Here is a 16243-nt window from a genome sequence, read left to right on the forward strand (position 1 = left end):
TGGCGTGCAAAAGTTAATAGAGTCTGTAGGTGCGCTTTCCGTGCCGGAAAGGAAAGCGTTGGCCGTCCTGCTGAAGCAGAAGGGGATCAACCTGTATGGGATTGCCCCGGTGTTTCAGCGCGATAAGGACGAGCCGCTCCTGCTGTCCTACGCTCAGCAACGCCAGTGGTTCCTGTGGAAAATGGACCCCCACAGTTGTGCGTACACCATTCCCTTGGCGATTCGCTTGCGCGGCTCGCTGGATGTGCCGGCCCTGCAGCGCAGCTTCGACGCGCTGGTGGCCCGGCATGAGAGCCTGCGCACGGTGTTCGTCGAGGCCGAAGATGGCCGGGTGAGCCCGCAAATTCAGCCACCGTCCGCGTTATCGCTGACGGTGCAAGCGCTGCCCGACGCCTCTCCCGAGGCACTCGGCCGCGTTGTCGACGCACAAATGGCGCAACCTTTTGACCTGGCAACCGGGCCTTTGGTGCGCGCCACGCTGTTGCAAGTGGCAGAGGATGATTACGTGCTGGTGGTGACCCAGCACCACATCGTCTCTGACGCCTGGTCGATGGGCGTGATGGTCGATGAGGTGCTATCGGCCTATGGGGCGTTCAGTTGTGGGCAGGTGCCGCAACCCAAGGCGTTGCCCATCCAGTACGCCGACTACGCCGCCTGGCAGCGTCAGTGGATGGACAATGGCGAGCGCGACCACCAACTGGCCTATTGGCTTGGGCACCTGGGGGATACGCCGCAGCCGCTGCGCCTCCCTGGGCAGCGCGTGCCAGTGGGGCCACGCAGTCACGACGGTGGGCAGGCGCGGATCACCTTGAGCCCGGCGTTGACCGAACAGCTCAAGGCCCTGGCCGCCGCAGAGGGCGTGACCCTGTTTGTGTTGCTGCTGGCCAGTTTCCAGGCCTTGCTGCACCGACTCAGTGGGCTCTCGGATGTACGCGTGGGCGTGCCTGTGGCCAACCGTACCCGCGCAGAAACCGAAGGGCTGATCGGCTTTTTCGTCAACACCCAGGTGCTCAAGGCGCAGGTGCGCGGCGAAGACACCTTCAGCCAATTGCTGGCCCAGATGCGTGACACGGCCCTCAAGGCGCAAACTTTCCAGGACCTGCCGTTCGAGCAATTGGTGGACGCGCTGCAGCCGGAACGCAGCCTCAGCCATTCACCGTTGTTCCAGGTGATGTTCAACCACCAGCATGACGCACCAAGCCAGGCGCGGGCGCTGGACGGCGGGTTGCGTGTCGAGAACCTGGCGACCGAGGTGCGCAGCGCCAAGTTCGACCTCACCCTCAATACCTTCGAACACGCGGCAGGCATCGATGCCAACATCATCTACAGCCGTGAGCTGTTCGACGCCGCGCTGATCGACACCTTGGCCGGCCAGTGGCAGCGCTTGCTGGCGGCCGTCGCGCAGAACCCAAGACAACGTATCGAAGCACTGGCGGCGCTGGATGCCGACGATCAGTTGCAGGTGCGCGAGTGGGGCGTGGGCGAGCCCGTGGCGTTCGCCGAGCAGGACGTGTTGGCGCTGTTCGCCGCTCAAGTGGACAAAGCCCCCGACGCGCTCGCAGTCGTCGATGAGCAGGGCGCCCTGACGTACCGTGAGCTGGAGCGGGCGGCTGAAGAACTGGCCGCGCGCTTGCGCCTGGCCGGTGTACGCCCCCATGAACGGGTCGGCGTGGTGTTGGAGCGTTCGGTGGCGTTGGTGGTGGCGATCCTCGGCGTGTTCAAGGCCGGGGCGGCGTACCTGCCGTTGGCAGCGGACACCGCGCCTCAGCGCATGCATGACCTGCTGCACAACAGCGATGTTCGGGTGGTGCTGGCGGACACGTCCCTGGCCCAGCTGGAGGCTGCGTTCACGGTGATCGACGTCAACCAGCGCTCCGCCCAGGCGCTGCCAGCGGTGCGAGCGCAGGCGCCACTGCCGGAGCAGACTGCGTATGTGATCTACACCTCAGGCTCCACCGGTGCCGCCAAAGGCGTGATGGTCAGCCACGGCGCGCTGGCCAACTATGTGCAGGCGCTGCTGCAGCGCTTGCCGGCCGACAGTGGCGCGCGCATGGCGATGATCTCCACAGTGGCCGCCGACCTGGGGCACACCGTGTTGTTTGGCGCGTTGTGCTCGGGGCGCACCTTGCACCTGATCGGTAGCCAGTTGGCAATGGACGCCAATGCCATGGCGGCGTACATGGCCACTCACGCGGTGGATGTGTTGAAGATCGTGCCGTCACACCTCACGGCACTGCTCAGTGCTGATCATCCAGCGGCCGTGCTGCCGCGCAAGGTACTGATCCTGGGCGGCGAGGCTTGCTCGCCGAGCCTGCGCGATCGCGTGCGCCAACTGGCGCCCGATTGTGTGCTGATGAACCACTACGGCCCGACTGAATCCACCGTTGGCGTGTTGGCGGCACCGGTGCCCTTGACCGGCGACACAGTGCCGCTGGGCACACCGTTGGCCAACACGTGTGTCCATGTGCTCGACGCCAGCCTGCAAGGGGTGGGCAATGGCGGCAGTGGCCAGCTCTATATTGGCGGCACTGGCTTGGCGGCGGGCTATTTGGGTCAGCCGGCGCTCACGGCGGAACGCTTCGTGCCGGACCCGTTCTCCCGCGACGGCGCACGGCTGTACCGCAGTGGCGACCAGGTTCGGGTGCACGAGGGGGCTTTCGAGTACCAGGGGCGTATCGATGACCAGGTCAAGATCCGTGGGTATCGGGTTGAGCCCGGGGAAGTAGCCGCTTGCCTGCGCGGCCTGGCGCGGGTCAGTGACGCAGCGGTAGTGGTCGGCATGGCTGACAGCGGCGCGCAATTATGGGCATACGTGGTCTCCGACGAGCCAGTGACTGGCTTGCTGGCGCAATTGCGCGAGCGCTTGCCGGCCTACATGGTGCCGGCCCACGTGCAGGTGCTCGCGCAACTGCCGCTGACCGCCAACGGCAAGCTCGACCGCCGGGCACTGCCGGCGCCGGTCTCCCTCGACTCCGCCGAACGCTACCAGGCCCCGCAGGGCGAGTTGGCGCAGCGGATTGCCCAGGTCTGGCAAGACGTGCTCAAGCGCGAGCAGATTGGCGCGCAGGACAACTTCTTCGAACTGGGCGGCGATTCGATCATCTCGATCCAAGTGGTGAGCCGTGCCCGCCAGGCGGGCATTCGCTTCACGCCACGGGACCTGTTCGAGCACCAGACCGTGCAAAGCCTGGCTCGCGTGGCACAGACCGGCAACACCGCAGTTCTCATCGACCAAGGCCCGGTCAGTGGCCCGTTGCGCTTGCTGCCGATCCAGCAGATGTTTTTTGAAGCGCCGATTCCGGCACGTCATCACTGGAACCAGTCGGTGTTGCTGGCGCCGCAGCGGCCGTTGCAGGCCGCGCTGTTGGAGCAGGTGCTGCAGGCGCTGGTGAATCATCATGATGCGCTGCGCCTGGGTTTTCACCAGGACGCCCAGGGCTGGCGCGCCGAGCATCGAGCCCTGCAATCGCCCGAGGGATTGCTGTGGTGTGAATCGGCCGACACCGAAGCCGAATGCCTGGCGATCTACCAGCGTGCCCAGTGCAGCCTGGACCTACGCAACGGCCCCTTGCTGCGCGGTGTATTACTGACCTTGCCCGACGGTGGGCAACGCTTGCTGCTGGCGGTGCATCACCTGGTGGTGGATGGCGTGTCGTGGCGCATCCTGTTTGAAGACTTGCAGTTGGCCTACGAGCAGTTGCACAGCGGCCAGCCGCTGCGGCTGCCGGCCAAGACCAGCCCGTTCAAGGCGTGGAGCGAACGTCTGCACGCGCTGGCAAGCGAAGGTGGGCTGAGCCAGGAAGTCGAGTACTGGCAAGCCCGTTTGCAGCCGATGCACAGTGATTTACCAGGGCGCCGCGACGTACCGGCCGCGCTGATGCGCGAAGCGATCACCGTCACCACGCGCCTCGACCCGGTGCTGACCCGACAACTGTTGCAGCAAGCGCCAGCGGCCTACCGTACCCACATCAACGAGTTGCTGCTGGCGGCCTTGAGTCGGGTGATCTGCCGTTGGACCGGGCGCGCCAGCCTGGGGCTGATGCTGGAAGGGCACGGTCGCGAAGACCTGTTCGACGAGCTGGACCTGACCCGTACCGTCGGCTGGTACACCCACAAATACCCCGTCAGCCTCACGCCGGGCGCCACCCTGGCGCAGAGCATCAAGGCGATCAAGGAAGAGCTGCGCACCGTGCCCAACAAGGGCCTGGGCTTTGGCGCCTTGCGTTACCTGGGCACGGATGCCGACCAGCAACGCCTGCGCAGCCAGGCATTGCCGTGTGTGACGTTCAACTACCTGGGCCAATTCGATGCCAGTTTCGACCAGGCGCAGGGCGCGCTGTTCGTGCCGTCCAGCGAGGCGGCGGGCAGTGAACGCGACAGCGAAGCGCCGCTGGGCAACCTGTTGAACCTCAACGGCCAAGTGTACGGTGGCGTGTTGAATGTGGGCTGGACCTTCAGTGGGGCGATGTTCGACAGCGCGGTGATCCAGGCGTTGGCCGATGACTATGGTCAGGAGTTGCAAGCGCTGGTCGAGCACTGCCTGACGCCTGATGTGGTGGGCCTGACGCCTGCCGATTTCCCCCTGGCCCGTGTCACCCAGGCGCAACTCGACGGCCTGCCGTTGCCGGCCCGTAATGTACTGGACATGTACCCGTTGTCGCCGATGCAGCAGGGCATGCTGTACCACAGCCTGGAAGCCGGCGAGGGCGACCTGTATATCAACCAGACCTGCGTGCCGGTGCAGGGGCTGGATGTCGAGCGTTTCGCTGCGGCCTGGGATCAGGTGCAGCAGTGCCACGACATCCTGCGCACCGGTTTCTGGACCGCCAGCGAGCTGGCGGAGCCGCTGCAGGTCGTCAGCCGCCAAGCCGCCTCGGCGGTCCACATCGTGGACTGGCGCCAGCGTGAAGTCGGCCCGGATGACCTGGCCGAGTTGATCAGCGCCGATTGTCGCCAAGGTTTCGACATGCTCCAGGCGCCGCTGATGCGCGTGACCCTGGTGTGGCTGGACGAGTCTCGCTGCCACCTGATCTGGACCCGTCACCACATCCTGATGGACGGCTGGAGCAGCTCGCGCCTATTGGGCGAGGTGTTCCAGGCGTATAACGGCCAGGCCGCGACCCGGCAAAGCCGCTACCAGGATTACATCGCCTGGCTGCAACGCCAGGGTTCGGCGGCGTTGGAAAGCTTCTGGCGTACCCAGCTGCAAGGCGTTACCGGGCCCACCGAGCTGGCTGGCAATGTCTACCCGCGTCCTACCGAGCAGCCCGGCGGGCATGAGGCGATTTACCTGGACTGGAACCCGGCCCAGACCCGCCGCCTGCGCGAGCGTGCGCAACTCTGGCGCGTGACCCCCAACACTCTGATCCAGGCTGCCTGGTTGCTGCTGTTGCAGCGCTACACCGGGCAGGCCACGGTGTGCTTCGGCGCCACCGTCGCCGGACGCCCCGCGAGCCTGCCTCAGGCCGATGAAATCCTTGGGCTGTTCATCAACACCCTGCCCATCGTGCAGACGCCCCAGCCCCAGCAGTTGCTCACCGAATGGCTGGCCCAGTTGCAGGCGTTCAACCTGGATGCGCGCGATTACGAGCATGCGTCCCTGGCGGATATCCAGCGTTGGGCCGGGCAAAGTGGCCGGGCGATGTTTGACAGCATCATTGTGTTTGAGAACTACCCGGTGGATGACCGCCTGCAGGCAATGGAGCAAGGCGCGCTGAAGTTCGGCGCCGCCACGGGCCGCGATGTCACCAACTACGCGATGGACCTGGCGGTCAACCTGACCGAGTCGCTGGTGATCGAATTCCTCTACCTGCGTAACCGCTTCAGTGACGAATCGGTGCAGCGTATTCGCGGCAGTTTCGAGGCGCTGCTGTTGGCCATGCTGGATGCGAACGACAGCACGGTTGGCCAGTTGTGCATGCTCACCGCGCCGCAGCGTGAACAGTTGCGCCGCAACAATGTGCTGCATGCACCGCAGGCGACGGCTGCGTCGTTGCTGGAGCGTATCGAGGCCCATGTGCAGCGTCAGCCCGAGGCACCGGCGGTGGTGTGTGGCGACCAGCAATTGAGCTACCTGGCACTGGAACAACGCGCGAACCGCATGGCTCATTTGCTACGCGAGCAAGGCGTGGGCCCGGAAGTGCGCGTCGGTGTGGCGTTGAATCGCTCGGTGGACATGATCGTCACGCTCTACGCGGTGCACAAAGCGGGCGGCGTGTATGTGCCGATGGATATCGACTACCCGAAGGAGCGTCTGCAATGGATCGTCGAAGACTCCAACATGGCGGTGCTGATCACGCGGGCCGCACTGCGTGAACGCCTGCCGGTGGGCGGGCAGGTGCAGGTGCTGGATATCGACACGCTCGACTTGAGCCGTTACGCCGATGCCCGCCTGGCGTTGCCGATGGACCCCGACCACCTGGCCTATCTGATCTACACCTCCGGCTCCACTGGCAAGCCAAAAGGCGTGGCGGTGGCGCGGGGCCCGTTGAGCATGCATTGCCAGGCGATTGCCCAGCGCTACGCCATGGACACAACCACCCGCGAATTGCTGTTCATGTCGTTCGCCTTCGACGGTGCCCAGGAACGTTGGCTCACCACCTTGTTGGCCGGTGGCTGCCTGGTCCTGCGCGACGACAGCTTGTGGACGGCAGAGGAAACCTGGCAGGTGTTGCGCGAGCAGGCGATCAACATCGCCTGTTTCCCGCCGGCCTATCTCAAGCAATTGGCTGACTACGCCGAGGGCCAGGACACGCCGCCCGCGGTGCGGGTGTACTGCTTCGGTGGCGATGCGGTAGCCCACGAAACCTTCGAACAGGTCAAGCGCACCTTGCGCCCGACCTGGATCACCAACGGCTATGGCCCGACGGAAACCGTGGTCACCCCATTATTGTGGACTGCCGACGCCGACCAACTGTGTCAGGCCGCGTATGCGCCGATTGGTGTGCAGGTTGGCAACCGCTCCCTGTACGTATTGGACGATCAATTGAACCCGTTGCCTGACGGTGTGGCAGGCGAGCTGTACATCGGTGGGGAAGGGCTGGCGCGGGGGTATCACCAGCGCCCGGGGCTGACCGCCGAACGTTTTGTGGCCAGCCCATTTGAAGCGGGCGGGCGCCTGTATCGCTCCGGCGACCTGGTGCGGCGGCGTGTCGATGGGGTCTTCGATTACCTCGGCCGGTTGGATCACCAGGTGAAGATTCGCGGTTTCCGTATCGAGTTGGGAGAAATCGAGGCGCGCCTGCGTACCCTGCCAGACGTGCGTGACGCCGTGGTGGTGGCGCGTGACTGTGCGTCCGGCAAGCAATTGATTGGTTATGTCGTGGCAGACGCCCAGGCCGGCCTGGCCGAACAGTTGCGCCAGGCGCTGCACCGTCAGCTTCCGGACTACATGGTGCCCGCGCAGTTGCTGGTGTTGCAGGCGCTGCCGTTGAACCCCAGCGGCAAAGTGGATCGCCAGGCGTTGCCAGACCCGGACTTCAAGGGCCAGCAATACGTGGCGCCACGGAACACGCTTGAACAACAGTTGGCGGTGATCTGGCAGGACGTGCTGGAGCTTGAAACAGTGGGTGTGACCGACAACTTCTTCGAGCTGGGGGGCGACTCGCTGCGCACCCTCAAGGTGTTGAGCAAGGTCCGCAGCCAGGCAATCCCCGGGTTTGAATTGAAACTGCGTGACATGTTGGCCAAGCCGACCATTGCTCAGCTTTCCGGCTTCGATGCCGGGCAAGAGGCCGACCTGGACCCGCTGCTGTTGCTCAACACCAGCGTCACCGGGGCAGCGCCGTTGTTCTGCCTGCATGCCGGGTTTGGCACGGTGTTCGATTACGAGCCGCTGGCCCGGCAACTGGAGGGCCAGTGCAGTGTGTATGGCCTGCAATGCCGGATGTTGCTCGACCGTCACTGGGAAGACGACTCGCTGGCTTCCATGGCGATTGATTACGCCCAGTACATCCGCCAAAAACAGCCCCACGGGCCGTATCGTCTGCTGGGCTGGTCGTTGGGGGGCACCCTGGCGGTGCTGGTGGCCAGTGAGCTGGAAAAACACGGGCAGCGCGTTTCGTTGCTGGGCCTGGTGGACAGCTTCATTCCGGCACCGCAGCCGTTGCTGGAAGATGGCGATTGGCGTGAAGGCATGCCGGCGTTCTTGCGCCAAACCCTGGGCGTGCACACCGATGCAGCGTTTCTTGCAGAACGTTTGCCACAGGCCGAGCCCGACCTGGCGACACTCACGGACCTGTTTGCCGGTCTGGCGCAGGGTGCGCAAGGCTCCGCCACCTTTGGTAGCGAAGAATCGGCGCGGGCGTTCCAGGTCGGGCTGCGGCTCAAGGCCTTGTCCCGTCGCCAATCGTCGTTGCCGGCGACCCACAGCCAGGCGTTGTGCTGGTGGCGTGCCGATTTGCCCCACGCTTCGGTGCGCGCGTTCGAAGCCTGCCTGACGGTGGCGTCGAGCGAGCGCATCGGCGCGGACCACTACGCCATCGTCAAGCACCCGGCGTTGCTGGCGCAGTTGCAGCAATACCTATCGTCACTCAGCCCTGTCGCGGGTTGAACCCACGGGCGACGTCGTCTGACGTCGCCCGTTTTGTCTTTCTTCAATGGGATAACCACCATGTCTGTACACCCTGACCTGTCCGCGTTCCTGGAACTGGCGGAGTTCGGCCGGCTGACCGGCAAAAGCCAACCCCTGCACGCGTTGCCATTGGCCCAGGGCCGTGGCGATTTTGAACGGACTTCGCAGATTCTCGATCCCAACCCGCCGGGGGATATCACCGTGCGCACCGTGCAACTGCCGACCCGCGATGGCAGTGTGCTGGAAGGGCGCCTCTACCGATTGGCGGCCAGCGCCGATCAGGTCTTGCCGACGATCCTGTACTTCCACGGCGGCGGTTATGTAGTGGGCAGCCTGGACTCCCATGATTCGGTCTGCCGTCGCCTGGCCCTGAGCGGTGAGTTTGCCGTGCTGGCACCGGCGTATCGGCTGGCCCCTGAGTTTCCATTCCCTACGGCGGTGCACGATGCACTCGACAGCGTGTCGGCGTTGAAGGCACAGGCCGGGCAGTTGCACCTGGACCCACAGCGGCTGGTGGTGGCGGGGGACAGCGCGGGTGCCACGTTGGCGGCCGTGCTGGCGATTACCGCCGCCAATCACCCTGCTGACATCGCGCTTAAGCCCGTGGCGCAATTGCTGTTCTATCCGGTCACGGACATGTCCACCGAACGTACCTCCCATCGCACCTATGCCGAGGGTTATTTGCTGGAGAGCGAGACCCTGGAGTGGTTCTATCAGCATTACGCCAATGCCGCTGCACGCCAAGACTGGCGCGCTTCCCCGTTGCTGGCGCCGCTGGCCGCAGCCCAGGCTCCGGCCTATATCAGCCTGGCGCAATACGATCCGTTGTTCGATGAAGGGATGGCGTACGCCGAAGCCTTGGCATCGGGCGAGACCGTTGTGGCGTTGGGGGTGGAGCGCGGGTTGTCCCATGACTTCTTGCGCATGGGCGGGATTGTGGCCTCGGTGGACGATATCTATCGCCGCGCCTTGCAGTGGGCAGTCACCACCGCCGGCTAAAAATTTGATAGGCATAAAAAATGGCGAACCCGATCATTCAGGTTCGCCATTTTTTGTTGCTGCTGTTTAGAACTGGTACTTGGTACTCAGCATCACGTTGCGTGGGTCGCCGTAGGAGCCGCTGTAGAAGTTCTCGTCCAGGGAACTGATGTACTTCTTGTCAAAGAGGTTGTTGATGGTAGCGGTGGCCGACCATTGCGACGACAGCTGATAGCGCGCCATCAGGTTGGCAGTCGCGTAGTCGCCTTGTTTCACTTTGGCCGGGGTCGTCAGCTGCCAGTTGTCCACGGTCATGTGGATGCCGCTCTGCCAGTTCACGCCACCGCCCACGGTGAGGCGGTCCAGCTCGCCAGGCAAGCGGTAGGTGGTCCAGACCTTGACCATGTCGGCCGGGATGATGGTCTTGACGCGCTCGTTGTCGGCGTCCTTGACCACACTGTGGCTGTAGCTGGCGTTCATGTTCCAGTCCGGCAGCAGTTCACCGCTGACTTCCATGTCGATGCCACGGGTCTTGGTTTTAGCCGCCTTGTAGGCGCTCATGTTGTTGTTGCCAGCCACCGTGCCATCGGCGATCGCATCGTTTTCCAGGTCGACCTCGAACAACGCGATGGAGGTGTTCAGGCGGCCATCATAGTAGTCGCTCTTGAGGCCGATCTCGTAGTTGTCGCCTTCACGCGGGTCGAGCATGTGGCCGGCGGTATCGCGGTAAGGCTGCGGCTTGAAGATGCTGGTGTAGCTGGCGTAGATCGAGTGGTTGGGGGTCAGGTCGTAGACCACGCCCGCGTACGGGGTGACCTTGCCGTTGACGCGCAGGGTGTCGTTGGTTTCGAAGGCCTTCATGTTCGCGACGTTGTAATGCAGCATGGCGTCGTAACGGTAGTTGCTGACCCGAGTACCGAGGATCACCGACAGGTCGTCGGTCGGCTTCAGGCGGGTTGCCAGGTAGACGCCGTTCTGCCATTGGTCGATGTTGTCGTCTTCGCGGTTGAAGTTGTACGAGGGGCGAGGCGCGTAGTTGTTCCAGGTGTAGATATTTACCGGCTTGCCGCTGACGCCATTGTTGCTGGTGCCGTTGGCCAGCAGGTTGCCGAAGCCGTTGCGGCGGTTTTCGTAGCTCTGGAAGTTGAAGCCCACCACCAACTCATGCTCGCGACCCAGCAGTTGGAACGGACCTGACAACGACACGTCCAGGCCTTGTTGCTCCTGGGTGTTGTCACCCTTGGTCGCGGTGTAGCCCAGGCCTGCGCCTGTTTGCGAATTGACGAAACCGGTGGTGGTGCCGACGATGACCGAATCGTACTCGCGGGTGCCGTACATGGAGTTGGCGGCGACTTTTAACGTCCAGTCGTGGTCCAGCTTTTGCTCAAGGGATGCAAAGGCGTTCACCGACTCCTGGCGGTTGGTGCTGTCGCGGCTGGCAGGGTTGTCGCTGCGTGACAGGTTCAGCTGCTTGCCCTTGTTGTCCAGCATCGGCAGGCCGGTGGTGGAGAAACCGCGCGGGTCGTTGTAGAGGTATTCGGCGCCCACCGTCAGCAAGGTGGTGTCGCTCAGGTCGAATTCGGTCACGCCGTAGACGATGGTCTTTTCTGTCGACAGGTGATCAGTAAAGCTGTTGCCTTGCTGATAGGCCGCCACCGCACGGCCACGGACATTGCCGCTAGGGGTCAAGGGGCCGGACACATCGGCTTCGGTGCGGTACAGGTCCCAGGAACCCAGGCCAGCGCTGACATAACCCTGGAAGGTCGAGGTTGGCTTCTTGCGCACCAGGTTCACCGTGCCGGATGGGTCGCCGGTACCTGAGAGCAAGCCGGACGCACCGCGCAGCACTTCGATGTGGTCATAGATCGCCATGTCCGACAGCGCCTGGGGCAATGCCTGGCTGAAGGCGAACGAGGTGGTGGGCATGCCGTCGTACTGGTAGTTGTCGATGGCCAGGCCACGGGAGAACACATACAGGCGGTCGCTGCCCGGGCTTTGCACGTTGATACCCGGGGTTTGCTCCAGCACCGAGCCGATGCTGCGCAGGTTTTGGTCGTCGATGCGCTGGCGGGTCATGACGCTGACGGACTGCGGGGTTTCTTTCAGGCTCAGGTTCAGCTTGGTGGCCGTGTTGGTGGACCCGGTGGTGTAGGACCCGGTGTTCTCACTGACGGCGCCCAGGGCCTGGCCGGAAATACGCGTCGCGCCCAGCTCCAGGGACCCGGTGGTGCTGCGGTTGCTCAGGGTCAGCGTGTTGCCTTCCAGGCTGTAGGCCAGGCGGCTGCTCCCCAGCAGCTGCTCGATGCCGGCCTGGGGGCTTAGTGCGCCACTGATCGCATGGCTGCGCAGGTTTTGCACGTCATCCGGGCTGTACAGCACTTGCAGGTTGGCTTGTTGGCCAAAAGCCTGCAGTGCGCTGGCCAACGGCTGCGCCGGCACATTGAAGTTGAAGGTCTGGGCCTGTACCTGTGCAGCGAAGGGCAGGGCCAGGGCCAGGGTGGCGCTCAGCAGGCGCGGCTGGAACACGCGGCGCATCATGAGGGCCTTGGTGAGGGGCGAGAAGGTGTGAGTGGCTGACATCGTGGGCTCTTAAGTGGCGTTTTTAATGATAGTGATTCGTATTAAGTACCAATAAGACGCAGGTCCTCCGCAAAACCGGAAAAAATATTTATCTCCGGGTTTGCGGTGACGCTGTCAGGCGGTTTGCAGCTCGGTGGCGACGCGCCCGGCTTCCATGCGCACGATCTGGTCGGCGACGTTGAAGTAACGGTCGTCGTGGGAGATGACGATGATGGTCTTGCCCAGGCGCTTGAGGTCGGGCAGCAGCTCGGTATAGAAAATCCGCCGGAAGGTCGGGTCCTGGTCGGCCGCCCATTCGTCGAACACCAGCACCGGGCGTTCTTCCAGCCAGGCGTTGACCAGGGCCAGGCGTTTGCGCTGGCCGGTGGACAGGTCGGTGGTGCTGAATACACCGTCGGTAATCGTCACCTTGTGCCCGATTTCCAGGCGCTTGAGGTAGCGGTCGGCGTCGGCAGGGATCGGCTTGTCGCCCTGGATCACGTCATCGAACAGGTAGTAGTCGGCAAAGATCGTGGTGAACAACTGGCGATAGTCGTCGCGGTTGGCGGCTTCGATGAGTTGACCATTGAGCTCGATGCTGCCTTTTTGCGGCGCATAGAGGCCCAGCAACAGTTTGATCAAGGTGGTTTTGCCGCAGCCGTTCTCGCCGACGATAAAGGTGATATCGCCCTCCTGGATACGCAGGTTTACCGGGCCCAGATGGAACGGCTCAAAGCCCTCGACACGCGGGAAGGTGTAGCTGACGTTATTCAGTTCCAGGGTGCGCACCGCCGGTGCTGCAGCCCCTGAGTCACTGAGCAGCAGGTGCGGTTCGGGCGAGGAGAATTGCTTGGACAGCTCGGCGATGCGACGAAAGGCAATCTGCGCCTTGCTGACGATGGGCAGAGTGCCGATCAACAGTTCCAGCGGCCCCTTCATGTACAGCAGCACCAGCACAAAGCCGCTCATGACGGTCTGGTCGCCGCTGGGCCAGAACGTTTGCATCGCCAGCGCCAGGCCGATAACCACAAAGAACAGCATCGAACCAAAGGCCTTGGCCACCACGAAGGTATTGATCGAGCGGACCTGGGTCGCGCAAATGCGGTTGGCGGTGTCCTGGATGCCCTTGACGAACATGCGCTGGCGGCGTGGACGGTGGATGCGCAGTTCCTTGGCACCTTCGGCGATGGCGCTGTAGTTCTTCTGCAGCTCATCTTCGGCTTCCCGCGCCGACTCGAAACCCTGCATGCCCCGCGAACGGGCGATGAACTGCACGGCGGTGCCGATCACGATCGCCACCAGCATCATCAGGAACATCGGCCACGACAACATCGCCAGGTAGCCCAGGCAGCCCAAGGTCACGGTCAGGGAAATGGCCAGGGGGGCGAAAGCGAAGGCAAAGTCACTGATGGTGTCGACGTCGTGGGTCAGCACCGGGATCAGGCGGTGGCTGCGGTAGCGTTCGATCTGGTCGATGGGGGCGGCGAGCACTTTCTCGCCCAGCTCGCGGCGCAGTTTGGCGATGATGTGCTGGCCGACGTAGTTGGTGCCGATGTCGGAGAAAATCGAGCTGGTCAGTGCCAACAGGCACAGCCCGGCAAACAGCAGCACGACGTTTTGGGTCAGCCCACTCTGGGAATGTAGGGCGGTGTTGATCGTCGCCAGCAGCGCCGTGACACTGAGGCCGCCGATCATGCCCAGGGCGATGGACAGCGTGACCAGAGGCCAGAAAGGTTTGAGCAGGCCGAAGAGTTCGCTGACGGCGCCGCGAGGTTTGCTGGACATTCAAGTCTCCCGTTTCAGGCAGGGGGTGAACAAAAGACAGTGCGGGGCGCGGCGTTTGTCAGCGATGGACGGATGGCCGGGCGCACAGTGCACGCCTCGATGGGAATCGAGGCGATTAACCTAAGAACGAGTGATGGCGGGGGTTATTTAGCGACGCTCAGCGCTTTAGAGCTCGCGCGCGACCCGGAACCCCAGCCAGTCACCGCGTGTGGTGGCGGGGCGGTCATTGCGATTGCCCGAGCGCGAGAAGATCGGCGCTTCGCCCCAGTCGTTGCCACGGATATGCCGGGTTTCGCAGTTTTTGTCCTGCCAGGCACTGCCATCGGTGGGGGCGCCCACGTAGCTGTCATGCCAGCAGTCGGCAACCCACTCGTAGACGTTGCCATGCATGTCGTAGACCCCAAAGGCGTTGGGCGGGTAGCTGCCGGCGGGCGACGTGAAGCTGTAGCCATCCTTGGGGCCATAGGTGTTGGCGTGCCGGCTGATACCGTATTCGGTGTCCGGGTCCATGGGAAACGGGAAAGGCCCGGTGCTGCCCGCACGCGCGGCGTATTCACGTTCGGCTTCGCTGAGCATGCGGTAATGCTGGCCGGTCTTTTTCGACAGCCAGGCCACGTAGTTTTCGACGTCCTGGAAGTCCATGCACACAGCAGGCTGCTTCGGTCCCTGGGCATAGGTCGGCTTGCTGGCCTTGCAGGCGCGGCCGGGGCGGGTGTCGCCGTCGGCGATCTTGACCCCACTCTGGCGGATATAGGCATCCCATTCACTGGCCTGGACCTGAAAACGGCTGATGGCGAATGGTTTGGCAAAGGTCACGGTATGCAACGGACCTTCGTCCGGCTGGCGGCCCAGTTCGTCGTCGGGTGTGCCCATGACAAAACTGCCGGCCGGCAACACCACCAATTCGGGGCAGCCATCCTTGCAGTCCTTGAACACCTTGCCCGGAACAGGCGCGGCGGCGTAGGCGCTACCGGCAGCGAGGCCGGCAAGCATGACGCCCAGGGACAGGCGATAAAATGCGGTTCGAGACATGGTCTACAGCCTTTTCGTCAGTGTCAGGAAAGGATTCGATATTTCTGGGTGAGCACCGCCACCGCACGGTCAATCTCTTGTTCGGTGTTGAGCAGGCCGGGTGCCATGCGCACCACTGGGCCGACGTCGCGGTCCACGGCATCCACCACGATGCGGTGTTGATTGAGGTAGGCGGCGACCTCATCGCAGTCCTGGCCCTTGACCCGGAAGAAGGTGAAGCCCGCCGAGTATTGCGGGCTTTGCGGCGTGACCAGTTCGAGGTTGGCGTGTTTCAGCAGGCGTTGCTTGAGGTAGGTGTTGAGCTGGTGGATACGCGCCTGCACGTCGGCCTTGCCCAGGCCCAGGTGCAGTTCGAACGCCTTGCCCAGCGCCCAGCGATGCTCGAAGGCGTGGTAGCCACCCGGCGTCATGATGGTGCCGAAACTCTTGTTTTCAGAGAAGGTCGGAAACGTCGGTATCAGGTCGTTCATTTGCTCCGAGGCGGCGCAGATAATCCCGGTGCCACGAGGGCCGAACATCCACTTGTGGGTGCCGGCAATAAAGTAGTCGCACTTGAAGTCGGCGAAATTCATGTCTTCGACACCAAAGCCATGCACGCCGTCGACCACGTAGAGGATCCGGTCTTTCTCGTCGCGCTGGCGGTTGTGTTCTTGCACCAAGTCGCCGATCTCTCCAACCGGCAGCTTCACGCCGCTGCCCGACTGCACCCAGGTCATGCCCAGTACCCGTGTGTTGGGGCGGATGTTGCGCGCAATGTTGCCCAGCACTTCATCACTGGACACATGGCGCGGGTCCTTGAACAGGGTGATCTTGCGCACTTGGGTGCCTTCACGCTTGACCCGGAAATTCAGGGTGTTGCGCGTGGAGTAATGCTCGTGCTCGGTGGTCAGGATCTCCTGGCCAGCGTTGAGCCGCAGGCCGCCGTAAATCATCACCAGGCCTTCGGTGGTGCTGCCGGTGAGGGCGATCTGCGCGGGTTTGACGTCCAGGTAGCGAGCCGCCCATTCACGCACGTCGTGCTCGCGCTTCCATTCGATCTGGCTGTCCCAGTCCAGCCATTTGGCCGGGTTGCGGTCCAGCTCGGCACGAAAGCGCTGGATCGCTTCCTCCACTGGCCGAGGGTGTGAGGTGATCAGAAAGTTGGCGAAGTGCGCATAGTCCGGGTCGAGGGCAAACAGGCTGCGCAGGGCTTGCCATTTGTCCGTCGGTGGCGGCGGTGTAGCGGCGGCTGCGGCGGGCGCCCACGGGTGTGCCAGTGGCAGGCTGGCTGCCAGCACGCCCGCGGTTTTCAAAAAGGTGCGGCGATCAGTCATGACG

At 63.5% G+C, this 16243-nt stretch carries 6 protein-coding genes; 2 read left to right on the forward strand and 4 right to left on the reverse strand.

Annotation, left to right across the window (positions count from 1 at the left end; all coding sequences use genetic code 11):
- The first annotated feature begins 4 nt into the window (after positions 1-4).
- Together HF257_RS30920 and HF257_RS30925 are read left to right on the forward strand one after the other, a co-directional pair.
- Positions 5-8551, forward strand: a complete 8547-nt coding sequence (locus HF257_RS30920; protein WP_185710294.1) for a non-ribosomal peptide synthetase — start codon at positions 5-7, stop codon at positions 8549-8551.
- A 60-nt stretch (positions 8552-8611) separates the two neighbouring features.
- The gene (locus tag HF257_RS30925; RefSeq protein WP_185710295.1) at positions 8612-9571 is read left to right on the forward strand and encodes an alpha/beta hydrolase; all 960 of its coding nucleotides are present in this window, start codon (positions 8612-8614) and stop codon (positions 9569-9571) included.
- Positions 9572-9637: 66 nt separating this feature from the next.
- Here the strand turns inward: HF257_RS30925 and HF257_RS30930 are convergent, their stop codons facing one another.
- From HF257_RS30930 to pvdN, 4 genes are all read right to left on the reverse strand, one after another.
- Entirely contained in the window at positions 9638-12130 is a 2493-nt protein-coding gene (locus HF257_RS30930) for a TonB-dependent siderophore receptor (RefSeq protein ID WP_233081629.1), read from the reverse strand.
- Between the two features lie 114 nt (positions 12131-12244).
- Positions 12245-13894, reverse strand: a complete 1650-nt coding sequence (locus tag HF257_RS30935; protein WP_185710296.1) for a cyclic peptide export ABC transporter — start codon at positions 13892-13894, stop codon at positions 12245-12247.
- A gap of 165 nt (positions 13895-14059) precedes the next feature.
- Positions 14060-14887, reverse strand: coding sequence for a dihydropyoverdine dehydrogenase (gene pvdO / locus HF257_RS30940; protein ID WP_233081631.1), 828 nt, complete (start codon positions 14885-14887; stop codon positions 14060-14062).
- Between the two features lie 62 nt (positions 14888-14949).
- On the reverse strand, positions 14950-16239 hold the full coding sequence (gene pvdN / locus HF257_RS30945) for a pyoverdine-tailoring periplasmic protein PvdN (protein WP_185710298.1): 1290 nt from the start codon (positions 16237-16239) through the stop codon (positions 14950-14952).
- Between the last annotated feature and the right edge of the window lie 4 nt (positions 16240-16243).

Source organism: Pseudomonas cremoris, from assembly GCF_014230465.1.

Excerpts from the sequence above, each read along its gene's own strand:
- HF257_RS30925 (WP_185710295.1), top strand. The coding sequence starts at position 8,612 with ATGTCTGTACACCCTGACCTGTCCGCGTTCCTGGAACTGGCGGAGTTC.
- HF257_RS30935 (WP_185710296.1), bottom strand. The coding sequence starts at position 13,894 with ATGTCCAGCAAACCTCGCGGCGCCGTCAGCGAACTCTTCGGCCTGCTC.
- pvdO (WP_233081631.1), bottom strand. The coding sequence starts at position 14,887 with ATGCTTGCCGGCCTCGCTGCCGGTAGCGCCTACGCCGCCGCGCCTGTT.
- HF257_RS30930 (WP_233081629.1), bottom strand. The coding sequence starts at position 12,130 with ATGTCAGCCACTCACACCTTCTCGCCCCTCACCAAGGCCCTCATGATG.
- pvdN (WP_185710298.1), bottom strand. The coding sequence starts at position 16,239 with ATGACTGATCGCCGCACCTTTTTGAAAACCGCGGGCGTGCTGGCAGCC.